Genomic DNA, 14,378 nt, shown 5'->3' with positions numbered 1-14,378 from the left:
ACCGGTCGAGTGTCGTCACGTCAGGTGAACGAACGGTGACGTGCGGTTGAACGCTTCGCGATCCGGCCTTCCGCAGACGGTGAACGGTACCGGAACCCCGCATGACCATCCCTACACTGACGGCATGGACAACGCGTGGCTCGTGCCACTGTCGATGCTCCTCGGCGGGGTGTTCGGAGCAGGCGTCGTGGTGCTGATCATCACCGCCGAGCGCACGGCTCGTGCTGCCGACGTGGCGGAACGCACCCTGCCCGACGGCGTCGCCGCGGTCATCGCCACGATGCACAACCCGGCCGTGGTGGTCGACCCCTCGAACACGGTCGTCGCCGCCTCGCCGCAGGCACTGACGGTCGGGCTGGTGGTGCGGCGGAAGCTCGTGCACCGCGAGCTCGTCGACCTCGTCGACCGCGTGCGCAAGAGCGGGGAGATGGGCGCCGAGGACCTCGAGCTGCCCCGTGGCCGGGGCAGCGACCAGATCGGCTACCTGAGCTTCCGCGCCGCGCAGCTCGGCAACCGGTACGTGCTCGTCACGGCCGACGACCTGACCGAGACCCGGCGCATCGACGAGGTCCGGCGGGACTTCGTCGCGAACATCTCGCACGAGCTGAAGACCCCGATCGGCGCGATCGGCCTGCTCTCCGAGACCCTCGTCGCCGCCGCGGACGAACCCCAGCACGTGCGGAAGTTCGCCGCGCAGCTCGTCACCGAGTCGGAGCGGCTGGCCGCCCTGACGAAGGACATCATCGAACTCTCGCGGTTGCAGTCCGTCGACACGCTGGAGAACAGCGAGGAGACGTCGATCGACCGCATCGTGCAGGCCGCCGTCGACGCGAACGAGATCGTCGCCCGCGCCCGGGACATCGAACTCGTGCGGGCGAAGAAGTCGAAGCTGCGGGTGATGGGCGACCCCGCCCTGCTGCAGATCGCCGTGTCGAACCTCATCGCCAACGCGGTCAAGTACTCCCCGGACAACACCCGCGTCGGCGTGGGCGTCCGGTCCGCGAAGGGCTTCGTCGAGATCGCGGTGACCGACCAGGGCGTCGGCATCCCCGAGGCCGACCTCGACCGGGTGTTCGAGCGGTTCTACCGCGTCGACCCCGCCCGGTCGCGCGCCACGGGCGGCACCGGCCTCGGCCTCGCCATCGTGAAGCACGTCGTCGGCAACCACGGCGGGGACGTGCGCGTCTGGTCGCAGCCCGGCAAGGGCTCGACCTTCACCATCCGCCTGCCCGAGGCGGACCCGGAACTGACCACAGCACTCGAAGAGCAACTGGAAGAGCAGCCATCGTGACCAAGATCCTCATCGTCGACGACGAGCCGGCCCTGAGCGAGCCCCTGGAGTTCCTGCTGCAGCGCGAGGGGTACGACACCTCCGTCGCTGCGGACGGCGTGACCGCGCTGTCGAAGTTCGACGCGGAGAACCCCGACCTGGTGCTGCTCGACCTGATGCTGCCGGGACTCTCCGGCACCGAGGTCTGCCGACAGATCCGGACCCGCTCGAACATCCCGATCATCATGCTCACCGCGAAGGACTCCGAGGTGGACATCGTCGTCGGGCTGGAGCTCGGCGCGGACGACTACGTGACGAAGCCGTACTCGACCCGCGAGCTCCTCGCCCGCATCCGTGCGGTCCTGCGTCGCCGGACCGAGGACGACCCCGCGGACAGCGGGATCCTGCAGGTCGGTGGCATCCGGATGGACGTCGAGCGGCACACCGTGGCGGTGGACGGCTCGGAGACGCCGATGCCGCTCAAGGAGTTCGAGCTCCTCGAGCTGCTGCTCCGCAACGCCGGGCGCGTGCTCACCCGGGGGCAGCTCATCGACCGGGTGTGGGGCTCCGACTACTTCGGCGACACGAAGACCCTCGACGTGCACATCAAGCGCATCCGCTCGAAGATCGAGCGCGTGCCGAGCGCCCCGGAGATCCTGGTGACGGTCCGCGGGCTCGGCTACCGCATCGAGGGCTGACGCGAGGTCGGCTGACGCGAGTTCGGCTGACGCACAGGAGGCGCGGTGCCGGTCCCAGGGGCCGGCGCCGCGCCTCCTGTGCGTGCGTCTGTTGCTAGTTGCCGGCGTCCTGCGTCGCGTCGTCCGTCGGCGTGGCCGCGGGCGTCTCGACCGGGAGGGTGATCTCGCTGGTGGGCTCCGGCGAGGAGGTCGGCGCGAGCGTCGCGTACTCCTCCTGCTGGCTGGTCAGCACCGGGACGCTCGCCGAGACGCCCTCGGCGCCCGAGTACGAGAAGTAGACCTTGACCAGCGAGCCGGGCTTGGTGTCGGCGTCGTCGAACACGACCTCGCGCGAGTCGCCGGCGGCCGTGCCCTGCGTGGTGCCGTCGCCCTCTTCCGTCGAGGCGGTGGCCTGCTCGGAGGGCTCCGCGGCGCCGCCGAGGTCGATGTGCGTGTTCGCCGGGACCGTGACGGTCTGCGTGTCCCCGCCGACCTCGATCGAGAGGGTGATGTCGTCCCGCTCGGCGTTGTTCACGATCGTGCCCACGAACCGGGCGCCGTCGGCGTCGTCCGCGATGAGGAGCGCGTTGCGGATGTCCACCTTGCCGGTCGACACGTTCACGCCGTCGGTGATCTGCTTGATCTCCGTCGTCTGTGCGGGCGACATGAACTCGCAGCCGGTGGCGCCGAGCGCGATGGTTGCCGCAACGGCGACGGACACGAGTACCCGAGCTCGCAAGAGATTCCTCCGGAAGATCACGATTGTGGACCGGACGGTCCGGCACCATCCTACCGATCAGCGGGGGTGCCAGTTGTTAGGCGCCCCTTACCCGAACAACGCTTGTGGTAAACTGGGCGTCTCGGAACGGAGCCTGATACATGCAATTCGAGGTCGGCGAGACCGTCGTCTACCCCCATCACGGGGCGGCAACCATCTCTGAAGTCAAGACGCGCGTCATCAAGGGTGAGGAAAAGGTCTACCTGAAGCTGCGGGTCACCCAGGGTGACCTCACGATCGAGGTCCCGGCGGACAACGTCGACCTGGTCGGAGTCCGTGACGTGATCGGCAAGGAAGGCCTCGACAAGGTGTTCGAGGTCCTGCGTGCCCCCTTCACCGAAGAGCCCACGAACTGGTCGCGTCGCTACAAGGCGAACCTCGAGAAGCTCGCTTCCGGTGACGTCATCAAGGTGTCCGAGGTCGTCCGCGACCTCTGGCGCCGCGACCAGGACCGCGGCCTGTCCGCGGGGGAGAAGCGGATGCTCGCCAAGGCGCGGCAGATCCTGATCTCCGAGCTGGCGCTGGCCGAGAAGACCGACGAGGACAAGGCATCGACCGTCCTCGACGAGGTCCTCGCCTCCTGAGCGCACCGAACCACTGAACACGTCCTCGACCGTTCTGTTCCCCCACGGGGTGGACAGGGCGGTCGTCGTCGTTGCGGCCGGTTCCGGCACGCGGCTCGGCATCGGGACGGCCAAGGCGTTCGTCCCGGTGGCCGGCACGCTGATGCTCGCGCGGGCGCTCGAGCCGCTGTTCGCCCTGCCGTCGCCGACGCTCGTCGTGGTCGTCGCGCCGGCGGCGCTCCTCGACGACTGCCGACAGGTGGTCGCGTCCGTCGCCGGGGCTGCGGTCGCGTACACGGCCGTCGTCCCCGGAGGCGCGGATCGCCATGCCTCGGTCGAGGCCGGCCTGGCCGTGCTGCCGGACTCCGTCACCGCGGTGCTGGTGCACGACGCGGCGCGCTGTCTGACGCCACCGGCCCAGTTCGAGCGGGTGTTCGACGCCGTCGCCGGTTCGCTGCACGACGGGGCGGGTGCCGGGTTCGTCCCCGCACTGCCCGTCACGGACACGATCAAGCGCGTCGACGGGGACGTCGTCGTCGAGACCGTCGACCGCGCAGCACTCGTCGGGGTGCAGACGCCGCAGGGCTTCCCGCTCGCCGCGCTCCGGCAGGCGTACGCGGTGTCGCAGCAGGCCGAGACCGACGACGCCGGGGTGTTCCAGGCAGCGGGCGGCACCGTGCGGTTCGTCCCCGGCGACGCCGACGCCTTCAAGATCACCACCCCGTGGGACCTCGGTCGCGCCGAGTCGATCGTGCGTGCCCGCGCCGCCACCCCCGAGGACACCCGGGTCGGCCTCGGGGTGGACGTGCACGCGTTCGACGCGGTGTCCCCGTGCCGGGTCGGGCTGCTCGACTTCCCCGGTGAAGCGGGGCTCTCCGGCCACAGCGACGGCGACGCGGTCGCGCACGCGGTCTGCGACGCCCTGCTCTCGGCGGGCGGGCTCGGCGACATCGGCGGGACGTTCGGCACGTCGGACCCCGCCTACGCCGGGGCGGCGGGTGACGTCTTCGTCCGGGGTGCGGTCGCGATGCTGGCCGCCGCCGGTCTGGCGCCCGTGTCCGTCACCGTGCAGGTCATCGGGAACCGACCGCGCATCGGCGCGCGTCGGACCGAGATGCAGGACGCCCTCGGCGCCGTCGTCGGGGCCCCGGTCGCGGTCTCCGGCACGACGACGGACGGTCTCGGGTTCACCGGCCGCGGCGAGGGGCTCGCCGCCATCGCGACAGCCGTCGTCCGACCGGTCTGACGTCCTAGGCTGGACGCGTGACCGTTCGCCTCTACGACTCCCGCGCCGCTGCCGTCGTCGACCTCGTCCCGCTGGTCGACGGACAGGTGAGCATGTACGTGTGCGGTCCGACCGTGCAGTCGTCGCCGCACATCGGGCATCTCCGCTCCGCGCTCGTCTACGACATCTGGCGCCGCTGGCTCACCCACCGCGGCCTCCGGGTCACGCTCGTGCGGAACGTCACGGACATCGACGACAAGGTGCTCGACCTCGCGCACGGCACCGACGAGGCCTGGTTCGCCCGGGCGTACCGCGTCGAGCTCGAGTTCACGGCCGCGTACAACGCCCTCGGCATCCTGCCCCCGACGTACGAGCCCCGAGCCACCGCGAGCGTGCCGCAGATGCACGACATCATCACCAAGCTCATCGACCGCGGGCACGCCTACGCGGCGGCGGACGGCTCCGGCGACGTCTACTTCGACACCGGCAGCTGGGCGTCCTACGGGGCGCTCACCCGGCAGCGGCGCGAGGACATGGTCGAGGCCACCGACGCCGACCCCCGCGGCAAGCGCGACCCCCGCGACTTCGCGCTCTGGAAGGGCGCCAAGGCCGGGGAGCCGTCGACGGCGAACTGGGACTCGCCCTGGGGCCCCGGCCGCCCGGGCTGGCACATCGAGTGCTCGGCGATGTCCCGGCGCTACCTCGGCCCGGCGTTCGACATCCACGGCGGCGGGCTCGACCTGCGCTTCCCGCACCACGAGAACGAACTCGCGCAGTCCACGGCGGCCGGAGACGCCTTCGCCTCCTACTGGCTGCACAACGGCCTGGTCTCCGTCGACGGGCAGAAGATGTCGAAGTCGCTCGGCAACTCGATCTTCGCCGCGGACTTCCTCGGGTCCGCGCGTCCCGTGGTCGTCCGGTACTTCCTCGGCGCCGCGCACTACCGCTCGTCGATCGACCACCACGACGGCTCCCTGGCCGAGGCCGAGGCGGCGCTCGACCGGATCGAGGGCTTCCTGACCCGGGCCGCACCGCGGCTCGAGGGCGTCCGGCTGGCCGATGCCCCGGGGGTGCCCGAGGCCTTCGCCGCGGCGATGGACGACGACCTCTCGGTGCCCCAGGCCCTCGCCGTGCTGCACGAGACCGTCCGCTCCGGGAACGCCGCCCTCGACGCGGACGATGCGGAAGCGCTCGGAACCGCGTACCATCAGGTGGCTGCGATGGTGGAAGTGCTCGGCATCGATCCGCGAGCCGCCCACTGGTCGGGTGGTGGCCACGATGCATCGGCCGCACCGCTCGCAGCACTCGTCGAACGCCTCGTGCAGGAACGCGCCGACGCCAGGGCCGCACGCGACTTCGCCACGGCCGACCGCGTGCGCGACGACCTCGCATCCGCGGGCATCACGATCGAGGACACCGCAGCAGGTACACGCTGGAGCATCGCCTGACAACGGCAGTGCCGGACAGGAGAGAGCAATGAAGAACGTCTCGGGCAGCAAGAAGGGACGGCCGGGCGCCGTCCGGACCGGCCGCAAGGGCAACAAGCAGGTCGGCTCCGGCGGCCAGGGCGCGCAGGCGCTCGAGGGCCGCAAGCCCACGCCGAAGGCCGAGGACCGTCCGTACCACCCCGCCGGCAAGCGCAAGGCTGCGAAGGAGCGCTTCGAGGCCGCTCGCGGGCGCCACGGTGCGTCGAGCTCGCCGCAGCAGCGCACCGGTCGTCCGCCGCAGCGGAAGACCGACGACTCCGAGCTGGTCACCGGCCGCAACTCGGTGCTCGAGGCCCTGCGCACGAAGACCCCCTCGACGACGCTGTACATCGCCTCCCGCATCGAGGTCGACGACCGCGTCAAGGAGATCCTCGCGCTCGCCAACCACCGCGGCGTCCCGATCATGGAGATCATGCGTCCGGAGCTCGACCGCATCACGGGGCACGACAGCGTGCACCAGGGTGTCGCGCTCAAGGTCCCGGCGTACGAGTACGCCGTGGCCGAGGACGTGGTCGAGCGGGCGTTCGCCAAGGACGAGGTCCCGCTGCTGGTCGCCCTCGACGGCATCACCGACCCGCGCAACCTCGGTGCGATCATCCGCTCCACCGCGGCCTTCGGCGGCCACGGTGTCGTCGTCCCGCAGCGGCGTTCGGTCGGTGTGACCGCGTCCGCGTGGAAGACCTCGGCCGGTGCGGCCGCCCGGACCCCCGTCGCGATGGCCCCGAACCTCACGCAGACCCTCAAGTCGCTCAAGTCGATGGGCCTGTTCGTTCTCGGCCTCGACGGTGACGGCGACGTGGAGCTCGACGGCCTCGAGCTCGCCGACCGTCCGATCGTGATCGTCGTCGGCTCCGAGGGCAAGGGCCTCTCGCGCCTCGTCACCGAGACCTGCGACGCGATCGTCTCGATCCCGATCTCGAGCGCGACGGAGTCCCTGAACGCGGGCATCGCCGCGAGCGTCACCCTGTGGGAGGTCGCCCGGCGCCGTCGCGCCGAGTAGTCGCGCACTTCGTGAGCAGGAATGGTCGCCTCCCGGTTCGGGAGGCGACCATTTCTGCTCACCATGCGAGGCGCGGGCGCGGGCGCGCGGGCGCGCGGGCGTGCCCGGGGCGACCCCGCGCCCGTCAGACCCCGGCGCGCCAGTCCTCGACGTCGTCGGGCGACGCCGGCACCGCGTCGTCGACGACCGGGATCGGCAGCGTCATCGACGAGGTCGGCGGGTTGATCAGCAGCCGCTCGTCGCGACGGTGCCGGAGCACGTCGTTGATGTACGCGGTCGTCGCCTCGGGGAGCGACACCGAGCGCTCTTCTTCCTGCGACATGAACCAGCGGTGCTCGAGCAGCTCGTGGAAGACCTCGGCCGGCTCGAGCCGCCCGCGCAGGTCCCGTGGGATCGAGCGGATCACCGGCTCGAACACCCGCGAGACCCACTCGTGCGCCACCATCTCCTCGTCGAGCAGGTCGCGGCCGTTGCGCGCCCGGTACGAGTCGAGGTCGTTGAGGAGCCGCCGCGCCTGGTTCTCGCCGGCGTCGATCCCGGTGAGGCGCAGGAGCCGTCGCTGGTGGTGTCCGGCGTCGACGACCTTCGGCTGGATGCGCACCTGCGACCCGCCCTCGGTCGTGTGGATCGAGAGCTCCTCGATGTCGAAGCCGAGCGCGTTGAGCCGTTCGACGCGGTCGTTGATGCGCCAGCGTTCCTTCACGTCGAACTGCTCGGTACCGGTGAGTTCCTTCCAGAGCGTCCGGTACTGCGCGACGATCCGGTTCGAGACGTCCACGGCGTCGGCGTTCTCGTCGAGTCGACCGCCGGCCTCGAGGTCGAGGAGCTCGCCGGCGATGTTCACGCGCGCGACCTCGAGGTCGTTCTCACGCTGCCCGTTCGACAGGCCGCCGGGGTAGAGCTTGCCGGTCTCGGCGTCCACCAGGTACGCCGCGAAGGCACCGGCGTCACGTCGGAACAGCGTGTTCGAGAGCGAGACGTCGCCCCAGTAGAAGCCGATGACGTGCAGGCGCACGAGCAGGAGCGCGAGGGCGTCGACCAGGCGGGTGGCCGTCTCGGGCCGCAGTGTCTGCGAGTACAGGGCGCGGTACGGCAGCGAGAAGCGCAGGTGCCGGGTGACGAGCACCGGGTGCAGGGCCTCGCCGTCGGCGCTCACCCGGTTCGTGATCACCGCGACGGGGTCGACGCACGGCACGTCCATGCGCTGCAGGGTGCGGAGCATCTCGTACTCCGAGCGGGCGACCTCTTCGCCGGTCTCCTTCACGGCGACGACGTACCCGCCGAGCTGCACGAACCGCACGAGGTGCCGCGAGATGCCCTTCGGGAGCGCGACGATCGTCTCGTCCGGCCAGTCCGCCAGTGGGAGGTCCCACGGCAGGTCGAGGAGTCCGGGGTCGACGGTGGCGGCGGTGATGGACATCGAGTCGGGCACGGTTGGTTCCTCTGGTACGTGTGCGACGGACGGGAGGCGCGGTGCCAGCTGGCACCGCGCCTCCTGTGGGGACCTTCCAGCGTTACGCGCTGACGACGGCCTTGTCGTCGAGCCGCTCGCCCGACTCGGTGTCGAAGGCGTGCACGTGGCCCTGCTTCGGCGTGACGACGATCGTGTCACCGATCGACGGGTGCGAACGCCCGTCGACGCGGGCGACGATGTCGACGCGCGAACCCTTGACGTCGGCGTGACCGTACAGGTAGCCGTCGGCGCCGAGCTCCTCGACCACGTCGACCGTGACCGGCAGGCCCTCGCCCGACTGCGCCACGATGACGTCCTCGGGGCGGATGCCGACCGTGATGTTCCCGGAACGCGCGTTGGAGAGCGTGTCGCGGTCGATGGGGTGGTTGAGCGAACCGAACTTGATGCCGCCCTCGACCACGTCGGCCGGGAGGAGGTTCATCGCCGGCGAGCCGATGAAGCCCGCGACGAAGACGTTGTTCGGCTTCTCGTAGAGGTCGCGCGGCGAGCCGACCTGCTGCAGGATGCCGTCCTTGAGCACCGCGATGCGGTCACCCATGGTGAGCGCCTCGGTCTGGTCGTGCGTGACGTAGACCGTGGTGACGCCGAGACGACGCTGCAGCGAGGCGATCTGGGTGCGGGTCTGGACGCGGAGCTTGGCGTCGAGGTTCGACAGCGGCTCGTCCATGAGGAACACCTGCGGCTGACGGACGATCGCGCGGCCCATCGCGACGCGCTGACGCTGACCACCGGAGAGCGCCTTCGGCTTGCGGCCGAGGTACTGCTCGAGGTCGAGGAGCTTCGCGGCTTCCTGCACGCGGGTGGCGCGCTCGTCCTTGCCGACGCCGGCGATCTTGAGCGCGAAGCCCATGTTCTCGGCGACGGTCATGTGCGGGTACAGCGCGTAGTTCTGGAACACCATCGCGATGTCGCGGTCCTTCGGCGGGACGTCCGTGACGTCGCGGTCGCCGATGCGGATCGAGCCGGAGTTGACCTCTTCGAGGCCGGCCAGCATGCGCAGGGACGTGGACTTGCCACAGCCCGAGGGGCCGACGAGGACGAGGAACTCGCCGTCGGCGACGTCCAGGTCGAGGGAGTCGACCGCGGGACGGTTGCCTCCGGGGTAGAGACGGGTTGCCTTGTCATAGGTGACGGACGCCATGAGCGTTCGGTCCTTCCTTCACCGGCAGGTACGTGCCGGACGATCCGAGTGAAGCGGTTGCCCGTGGGGGCCCCGGATGGTCGCCGTCGACCATCGAGGTTCATACAACACGATCTGCCCCGGGAGCGCCAGTGCTCACACCGGGTTGGGTGGTTCCCATCGGGTCCCGGTACGATCGGCGGGTCCGTCCGGCCTGCCGGGGGAAGCCGTACGGACGACGACCAACGTGAGGACACTCGACGCATGACCAACCGCCCCGAGGGTGACGCCCGCGCCGCGCGGAACGAACGACGCGAAGCCGCACGACAGCGCGCCCAGCGTGCCCGCACCCAGCAGAAGCGCCGCCAGCGCGGACTCCGACTCGGCCTGCAGATCGGCATCGGCGTCGTCCTGCTCGCCGCAGCGACCGTCGTGACACTCGTCCTCGTCGACTCCGTGCAGCCCGCGGGCCCGGGCCCGGCGAACACCTCGCAGGGCGGCATCACGATCGGGCAGGACCTCAAGGCGGTCACGGCGTCCTCGCAGTCGCCCTCACCGACCTCGACGGACGCCGCCGGCTCGGTGCGCATCACGATGTACGTCGACTACCTCTGCCCGATCTGCGGCCAGTTCGAGGACGCGAACGGCGAGTACATCCAGAACCTCGTCGACTCCGGTGCGGCGACGGTGGACATCCACCCGATCGCGATCCTCTCGAACCGGTCGCAGGGCACGAAGTACTCGCTCCGTGCCGCGAACGCCGCCGCCTGCGTCGCGGACAGCTCGCCGGACCAGTTCTTCGCCGTCAACCAGGCGCTGTTCGCGAAGCAGCCGGAGGAGGGCACCGCCGGGTTGACCGACGCGCAGCTGACCAAGGTCGTCACGGGCGTGGACGGGCTGCAGAAGCGGTCGACGATCACGAAGTGCATCGAGGACCAGACCTACAGCAAGTGGATCGACGAGCGGACCACCGCGGTGACCGGCGGCGACATCCCCGGGTCGACGCTCAAGGAGTTCCCCGGCACGCCCCTCGTGCTCGTGAACGGGCAGCGCTACGAGCTCACGTCGCCGATCACGAACGACGACTTCCGGACCTTCGTGGTGACGGCTGCCGGTGCGAGCGACGCCACCCCGACGCCGACGCCCACGCCGAGTGCCACCCCGACCCGGTCCGCGACGCCGAGCGCCTCGCCGTCGGACTGACCCGGGCTGCTGACCCGGACTACAGGGACGAACCCGGCACGCTGAACGTGTCGCACGACGTCGCGCCGCGCTGGTAGCCCCGCAGGAACCAGTTCTGGCGCTGCTCGCTCGACCCGTGGGTGAACGAGTCCGGGTCGACCCGACCGCTCGAGCGCTCCTGGATGCTGTCGTCGCCGACGGCGCTCGCGGCGGACAGTGCGTCCTCGATCTCGGCACGCGTGATCGGCTCGAAGAAGGTCTCGCCGTTCGCGTCCTTCGTGGTCGCGGCGTCGCCGACCCAGGCGCCCGCGTAGCAGTCCGCCTGCAGCTCGACGCGGACGCTGCCGGACGACGCGCCGGTCCCGGAGCGGTCGGTGTTCGCGAAGGCACCCTGGAGCTGCTGGATGTGGTGGCCCCACTCGTGCGCGACGACGTACATCTGCGCGAGCGGCCCTCCGGAGGAGCCGTACTTCGACTGCAGGTCGTCGTAGAACGCGGTGTCGAGGTAGATCGCCCGGTCCGGCGGGCAGTAGAACGGGCCGGTCGCCGCCGACGCCTGGCCGCACGAGGTGCTCGTCGAGCCGTCGAACAGGTAGAAGTCCGGCGACGTGTACGTGATGCCGAGCTTCCTGGCCTCGGCCGTCCAGTAGCCGTCCAGCGACTCGGCCGCGCCCTCCATCCGGCAGTCGATGTTGAGGTTGGCGTCACGACCGGTCCGGCACTCGGCGGCTGCATCGACCGACTCGCCCTGCTGCTGGATCTGCGTCGTCCCGCCGTCGCCGAGGAGCGCGCCGAGGTCGAGGTCGCCGCCGGTGAAGACGTTGATGAGCAGCACCACGATCGCACCGACACCGACGACACCGCCGCCCGCGACTGCCGCAGTGCGCCCGCGCCGCTTGACCTTCCCGCCCGTGAGCTGCGAGTCGTCGTTGAACGTCATGCCCCGAATGTACGGGTGGGCGGTGCTCGGTGCCCGCATCGGCGGGAGGAGTAGACCGGACGGCATGCCCGTCCTCGACGAAACGCACCCCCTGTTCCTCTTCGCGATGGACCAGCGGTCCTCGCTCCTCGAGCACACCTACGACGAGTCCGGCGGGGAGCCGCTCGACGAAGCCGAGGCCGAGCGCGTGCGCGCCGGGAAGCAGCTCGTCTACCGCGGTGTCCTCACGGCGCTCGCGGCCGGAGCGTCCCGCGAGCGGACCGGCGTCCTCGTCGACGAGCGCTACGGCGCCGACGTCGCCCGGCTCGTCAAGGAGGCCGGCCTCCAGCTCGCGATGCCGATCGAGCGGTCGGGCCGGGAATGGTTCGAGCTCGAGTACGGCGAGGACTGGGTCGCGCACGTGGACGCCTTCGACCCGGACTGGGTGAAGGTGCTCGTGCGCGACAACCCCGACTTCGACGCGGAGCGCCGCGAGCGGCAGGCATCGGAGCTCGCCGACATCGCGGGCGTGCTGCACGGCGCCGGTCGGCCGTTCCTGGTCGAACTGCTCGTCCCGGCGACCGACGAGCAGCGGGCATCGGTCGAGGACTACGACCGCGACCTCCGACCGGACCTCGTCGTGCAGGTCATCGAGTACCTGCAGGACCACGGGGTCGAGGCGGACGTGTGGAAGCTCGAGGGCCTCGACGAGCGCGCGGACGCGGAACGGGTCGTCCGGGCCGTGCGTCGCGGTGGCCGGGACGCGGTGCAGTGCATCGTCCTCGGACGGGACGCCCCCGAGGAGCAGCTCGACCACTGGCTGCGCACCGCCGCCGGGGTGGACGGGTTCGTCGGGTTCGCCATCGGTCGCAGCAACTGGGAGGAACCGCTCGAGGACGTCGTCCGCGAACACCTCGACACCGAGGCCGCCGAGGGACTCATCGCGGCGAACTACCGCCACTTCGTCGACACCTGGCTCGAGGCCCGCCCGGGCATCGAGCACGGCGTGGACGCCGGCGCGGTCTGACCCCGGGTCCGAGCCCGGGTCTCAGGTGCGGACCAGCGGCTCCACGCCCGCCAGGTCCGCACCGATCCCGACGTCGACGAGCTCGATCCGCCCGGCGAGGCTCGCGCCCGGTCCGCGGAGCAGCCCGGCCTTCACCCCGCCGAACGTCACCGTGACGTCCGCCTGCAGCACGTGGTCGTCCGCGATCGCGCCGGTGTCGACGTCGATGCCGCTCGGCACGTCGACCGCCACGACGAACGGTGCACGCTGGTCGCGTGCGAGCTGACGGATCGCCGCGACGACCTCGCGCGCCGGAGCGCGGAGCGCGGACGCGCCGTGCACGCCGATGCCGAGGATCCCGTCGAGCACCAAGTCCGCCTCGAGCGCCGCGTCGGTCGCGACGGCGGCCAGACGCGCAGCGTCATCCCGGGAGGCCGCTGCGAGGAGGTCCGCGGCCGGACGGACCGACCCGGTGTCGGACGGGCGGTCCAGGAGGCGCGCCCCGGCGTCCAGCGCCGCTGCCAGGCCCGCCCCGTGGACGCGTGCGCCGACGCGCAGCACCGTCACGCGCCTCCCGTCCGCCGCCAGGCGTGCCCCCGCGAACAGCGCGTCACCACCGTTGTCGCCGCTGCCCACCAGCAGCAGGACCGATCCCGGTCCGTCAGCCGGACGCACGGCCGGGTCGTCGAGCAGTCCGCCGACGATCCGCGCCAGCCCGTCCGCCGCACGCTGCATGAGCGGTTCGCCCGCGTCGAGGTGCGGCCGCTCCGCCGCCCGGATCTGATCGCCGCCGTAGCCGTCCATGGCGACCACAGTGCCCCGGTAGCCTGGAGGGGACATGTCACTCGTCCCCGAAGCACCCCGTCCCCGCGTCGTGATGTCCCCGGACGGGCTGAAGATCGCCACCTACGACTTCGGCGACCCCGAGGCGCCGGCGGTCGTCGCCGTGCACGGGTTCGCCTCCGGCGCGCTGCTGAACTGGCACGCCTCGGGGTGGACGCGCGACCTCGTCCGCGCCGGGTACCGCGTCGTCGCGCTCGACCAGCGCGGGCACGGCGCCTCGTCGAAGCCGCACGACCCGTCCGCGTACTCGATGGAGCTCCTCGTCGCGGACGTCGTCAGCGTGATCGACACCTACTTGCTCGACGACGTCGCGTACCTCGGGTACTCGCTCGGCGCCCGCGTCGGCTGGCACACCGCCGAGCAGCTCCCCGACCGGATCACCCGTGCGGTGTTCGGTGGCATCCCCGACGCGGACCCGATGCGGCGCGTGCGGGTCGACCAGGCGAAGGCACACCTCGCCCACGGCACCCCGATCGAGGACCGCGTGACGAACGGCTACCTGACGATGGCCGCCGGCGTCGAGGGGAACGACCTCGGCGCGCTCGTGGCGATGGTCGAGGGGATGCGGGGCAGCATCGAGCCGACGCCGTCGAACGCGCCCGCCCAGCCCGTGCTGATGGCCGCGGGCAGCGAGGACGGCATCAAGGACAGTGCCGTGCGGCTCGCGGCGGCGGCCCCGGACGCCTCGTTCTTCGAGATCCCGGGCCGGAACCACTTCAACGCGCCGACGTCGCGCGACTTCCGCCAGGCCGCGATCGCCTTCCTGACCGAGACCGCCGTGTCCGACCAGCGCTGACGGGTACTGCCAGGTCCTCGTTGTCCCCGGTGGTCGCG

14 protein-coding genes are annotated in these 14,378 nt (G+C 71.2%); 9 read left to right on the top strand and 5 right to left on the bottom strand.

The window, feature by feature from the left end; genetic code table 11:
• Positions 1 to 124 precede the first annotated feature (124 nt).
• Positions 125 to 1,291, top strand: coding sequence for a sensor histidine kinase (locus BIV01_RS04720; RefSeq protein WP_070417801.1), 1,167 nt, complete (start codon positions 125 to 127; stop codon positions 1,289 to 1,291).
• A complete protein-coding gene (locus BIV01_RS04715) occupies positions 1,288 to 1,968 on the top strand; it encodes a response regulator transcription factor (protein WP_022906624.1) in 681 nt (226 codons plus the stop codon). Before BIV01_RS04720 ends, BIV01_RS04715 begins: the two co-directional genes overlap by 4 nt.
• A 94-nt stretch (positions 1,969 to 2,062) precedes the next feature.
• Here the strand turns inward: BIV01_RS04715 and BIV01_RS04710 are convergent, their stop codons facing one another.
• Positions 2,063 to 2,668 (bottom strand): hypothetical protein, encoded by a 606-nt coding sequence (locus BIV01_RS04710; protein ID WP_071295879.1) that lies wholly within the window; start codon positions 2,666 to 2,668, stop codon positions 2,063 to 2,065.
• Between the two features lie 158 nt (positions 2,669 to 2,826).
• On the opposite strand from BIV01_RS04710, the gene BIV01_RS04705 reads away from it, so the two are divergent.
• From BIV01_RS04705 to rlmB, 4 genes are read left to right on the top strand one after another with little or no spacing between them, the layout of a single operon-like run.
• Positions 2,827 to 3,309, top strand: a complete 483-nt coding sequence (locus tag BIV01_RS04705; protein ID WP_017888066.1) for a CarD family transcriptional regulator — start codon at positions 2,827 to 2,829, stop codon at positions 3,307 to 3,309.
• A gap of 49 nt (positions 3,310 to 3,358) precedes the next feature.
• Positions 3,359 to 4,534, top strand: coding sequence for a 2-C-methyl-D-erythritol 4-phosphate cytidylyltransferase (gene ispD / locus BIV01_RS04700; protein ID WP_083413762.1), 1,176 nt, complete (start codon positions 3,359 to 3,361; stop codon positions 4,532 to 4,534).
• 17 nt (positions 4,535 to 4,551) lie between these two features.
• On the top strand, positions 4,552 to 5,961 hold the full coding sequence (gene cysS, locus BIV01_RS04695) for a cysteine--tRNA ligase (RefSeq protein WP_071302096.1): 1,410 nt from the start codon (positions 4,552 to 4,554) through the stop codon (positions 5,959 to 5,961).
• A 28-nt stretch (positions 5,962 to 5,989) separates the two neighbouring features.
• Positions 5,990 to 7,000, top strand: a complete 1,011-nt coding sequence (gene rlmB, locus BIV01_RS04690) for a 23S rRNA (guanosine(2251)-2'-O)-methyltransferase RlmB (RefSeq protein WP_070417805.1) — start codon at positions 5,990 to 5,992, stop codon at positions 6,998 to 7,000.
• A gap of 124 nt (positions 7,001 to 7,124) precedes the next feature.
• Here the strand turns inward: rlmB and BIV01_RS04685 are convergent, their stop codons facing one another.
• Together BIV01_RS04685 and BIV01_RS04680 are read right to left on the bottom strand one after the other, a co-directional pair.
• The gene (locus BIV01_RS04685) at positions 7,125 to 8,432 is read right to left on the bottom strand and encodes a DUF4032 domain-containing protein (RefSeq protein ID WP_092385133.1); all 1,308 of its coding nucleotides are present in this window, start codon (positions 8,430 to 8,432) and stop codon (positions 7,125 to 7,127) included.
• Between the two features lie 82 nt (positions 8,433 to 8,514).
• Positions 8,515 to 9,615 carry an ABC transporter ATP-binding protein gene (locus BIV01_RS04680; RefSeq protein WP_070417806.1) on the bottom strand — a complete coding sequence of 367 codons (1,101 nt, stop codon included), beginning with the start codon at positions 9,613 to 9,615 and terminating at the stop codon, positions 8,515 to 8,517.
• 243 nt (positions 9,616 to 9,858) lie between these two features.
• Between BIV01_RS04680 and BIV01_RS04675 the strand changes: the two genes are divergently transcribed.
• Positions 9,859 to 10,797, top strand: a complete 939-nt coding sequence (locus BIV01_RS04675; protein ID WP_071302095.1) for a DsbA family protein — start codon at positions 9,859 to 9,861, stop codon at positions 10,795 to 10,797.
• Between the two features lie 19 nt (positions 10,798 to 10,816).
• Here the strand turns inward: BIV01_RS04675 and ypfJ are convergent, their stop codons facing one another.
• Positions 10,817 to 11,716 carry a KPN_02809 family neutral zinc metallopeptidase gene (gene ypfJ / locus BIV01_RS04670; protein WP_071302094.1) on the bottom strand — a complete coding sequence of 300 codons (900 nt, stop codon included), beginning with the start codon at positions 11,714 to 11,716 and terminating at the stop codon, positions 10,817 to 10,819.
• Between ypfJ and BIV01_RS04665 the strand changes: the two genes are divergently transcribed.
• Positions 11,715 to 12,722 carry a 2-deoxy-5-keto-D-gluconate 6-phosphate aldolase domain-containing protein gene (locus tag BIV01_RS04665; protein ID WP_083413761.1) on the top strand — a complete coding sequence of 336 codons (1,008 nt, stop codon included), beginning with the start codon at positions 11,715 to 11,717 and terminating at the stop codon, positions 12,720 to 12,722. The two genes, ypfJ and BIV01_RS04665, sit on opposite strands and share 2 nt — an antisense overlap.
• Positions 12,723 to 12,743: 21 nt before the next feature.
• Here the strand turns inward: BIV01_RS04665 and BIV01_RS04660 are convergent, their stop codons facing one another.
• A complete protein-coding gene (locus BIV01_RS04660; RefSeq protein WP_139199211.1) occupies positions 12,744 to 13,505 on the bottom strand; it encodes an NAD(P)H-hydrate epimerase in 762 nt (253 codons plus the stop codon).
• A gap of 34 nt (positions 13,506 to 13,539) precedes the next feature.
• Here BIV01_RS04660 and BIV01_RS04655 point away from each other — a divergent pair, with 34 nt between their 5' ends.
• Complete coding sequence (locus BIV01_RS04655) at positions 13,540 to 14,340, top strand: alpha/beta fold hydrolase (RefSeq protein WP_071302091.1); 801 nt, start codon at positions 13,540 to 13,542, stop codon at positions 14,338 to 14,340.
• The last annotated feature ends 38 nt before the right edge of the window (positions 14,341 to 14,378 follow it).

The sequence above is a fragment of the Curtobacterium sp. MCBA15_013 genome, from assembly GCF_001865095.1.
GTDB lineage: Bacteria > Actinomycetota > Actinomycetes > Actinomycetales > Microbacteriaceae > Curtobacterium.
The sequence above is the reverse complement of the archived record's forward strand: the minus strand, read 5'-3'. Positions and strand labels throughout refer to the sequence as shown.

Bases quoted from the DNA above. Each gene is read 5' to 3' on its own strand.
- BIV01_RS04660 (WP_139199211.1), bottom strand. From the start codon at position 13,505: ATGGACGGCTACGGCGGCGATCAGATCCGGGCGGCGGAGCGGCCGCAC.
- BIV01_RS04665 (WP_083413761.1), top strand. From the start codon at position 11,715: ATGCCCCGAATGTACGGGTGGGCGGTGCTCGGTGCCCGCATCGGCGGG.
- BIV01_RS04720 (WP_070417801.1), top strand. From the start codon at position 125: ATGGACAACGCGTGGCTCGTGCCACTGTCGATGCTCCTCGGCGGGGTG.
- BIV01_RS04675 (WP_071302095.1), top strand. From the start codon at position 9,859: ATGACCAACCGCCCCGAGGGTGACGCCCGCGCCGCGCGGAACGAACGA.
- BIV01_RS04705 (WP_017888066.1), top strand. From the start codon at position 2,827: ATGCAATTCGAGGTCGGCGAGACCGTCGTCTACCCCCATCACGGGGCG.
- BIV01_RS04680 (WP_070417806.1), bottom strand. From the start codon at position 9,615: ATGGCGTCCGTCACCTATGACAAGGCAACCCGTCTCTACCCCGGAGGC.
- ypfJ (WP_071302094.1), bottom strand. From the start codon at position 11,716: ATGACGTTCAACGACGACTCGCAGCTCACGGGCGGGAAGGTCAAGCGG.
- BIV01_RS04655 (WP_071302091.1), top strand. From the start codon at position 13,540: ATGTCACTCGTCCCCGAAGCACCCCGTCCCCGCGTCGTGATGTCCCCG.
- rlmB (WP_070417805.1), top strand. From the start codon at position 5,990: ATGAAGAACGTCTCGGGCAGCAAGAAGGGACGGCCGGGCGCCGTCCGG.